At 75.8% G+C, this 1,613-nt stretch carries 1 protein-coding gene; it reads right to left on the bottom strand.

Annotated features, from left to right (window positions below; translation table 11 throughout):
- Positions 1–163 precede the first annotated feature (163 nt).
- Positions 164–1,613: hypothetical protein (locus tag AX737_RS33965; RefSeq protein ID WP_066918373.1), on the bottom strand; the 1,450-nt coding region annotated here is incomplete at its 5' end.

Here is a 1,613-nt window from a genome sequence, read left to right on the forward strand (position 1 = left end):
CCCCCGCCATATGCGATCGCCCTGCCCTATGGGAGAGGGGACCCGCGCTTCGTTCCGAGACGATGCGTTGAACCGAACCCATCAACCGGAAATGGTATGAGGCGGGAGGTGTCTCCGCGCTCTCCCTTCCCTGCAGCTGGAGAGTGAGGGCGGAGGCGGCCGCCTACTCCGCCTTGGCCTCGACCTCGACCCGGTCGAGGATCGCGGCGGGCGAGCGGGCGAGGGCGAAGTCGGCGAAGCCGAGGCCGGCGGCGTCGCGCGCCCGGGCCTTCAGGACGAGCCGGCCGGGCTTCTGCACGAACTGGCCCATCGCGGTCCCGATCGCCCGCGCGCCCGCCGAGCCGCCCAGGATGATCGGCACGCCGAACTGGCTCGCGCTGACGTATTCCTGGCGCAGCTCCTCGGGCTTGAGGCTCAGCGCCCGGGACTGGGTCGCGATGAAGCGCTCGAACAGGCCGGTATTCTCCACCGTGAGGTCGAGCGTCTTGGCGCTCGCGGTGAACATCAGGAGCTCGGAGGCCGGCATCCCGGAAGCGAAGATCTCGGGGCCGATGCCGCCCACCGTGCCGGTGAGCCGAACGGCCCCCATGTCGCGGCCCGACAGGGCGACCTCGCGCAGGCTCACCTCGCGCCGCCCCTCGTCCCAGGCGAGGTCGGCCACGAGGTCGAGGTCGAGGTCGCGGTAGCCGTAGCCCGGCAGCGCGCCGATGACCGGCGCGCCGGCGACCGTGGCGGCCGGCATCACGAGGCCCGACAGGCTGAGGCGCCCGGCGGTCGGCACGCCGTCCTTCAGCGGGCCGAAGCTCAGCGCCGCGTCGCGCAGGGCCACATGGGTGGCCGGCTGGGTCGCGACCGGCTGAGGCGGTACCGGCCTGGGCGCCGCCTGCGGCGCGGCCTTGGCGTCCGGCTTGGCATCGGCCTTGGCATCGGCCTTGGCGTCGGCCTTGGCGTCGGCCTTGGCACCGGGCTTCGGCGCGGCGAGCGGGTCGGCCGTCGGCGGCGCCGCCTCGCCCGGAAGGTCGAGGCTCAGCTCCTTCAGGGTGAGGGCGCCGAGCGCGGGGATCATGCGGCGCGCGTCGTCCGCGTCGTCCGGGGTGGCCGGGTCGGCGAGGCGGCGCAGGGTCGCCAGGGTCGGCGCCAGCGAGATCCCGGTGAGCGCCAGCCGCCCGAGCCGGGCCCGGGTCGGCCCCTGCGTGAAGGCGAGGCCGTCGAGGCTCAAGCCCGCCTCGGGGCCGGTCGCGTAGGTGAGGCGCTCCGCCTCGATCAGCAGGGCGCCGCCGGGCCCGGTCTCGCTGAGCGAGAGGCCGCGGGCCTCGAGCGCGCCGACCGAGACCGCCTCGATCAGGTCGGCGCCGGCGCCCGCGAGCTTCGCCCGCTCCGCCGCGGGCAGCGCGTCGGCCTCGGCCTCGAGGCGGCCGAGCCCCACCGCGAGGGCGTCCAGCGCGCCCCCGAACCCGCCCGGGATCTGGCGCCCGCCGAGGTCGCGCCCTTGGAGCTCGGCGATCCGCATCGTGGTGCCGCTCGGGTCGGTGTAGACCACGTCCGCCACCTGGATGCCCGCGTAGACGCGCTGGACCGCGCCCCGGCCGTCGCCGGGCACGCCGTAGAGGCGG

This window comes from Methylobacterium sp. CCH5-D2 (assembly GCF_001556475.1).
In the GTDB taxonomy this organism is placed as follows: domain Bacteria; phylum Pseudomonadota; class Alphaproteobacteria; order Rhizobiales; family Beijerinckiaceae; genus Methylobacterium; species Methylobacterium hispanicum.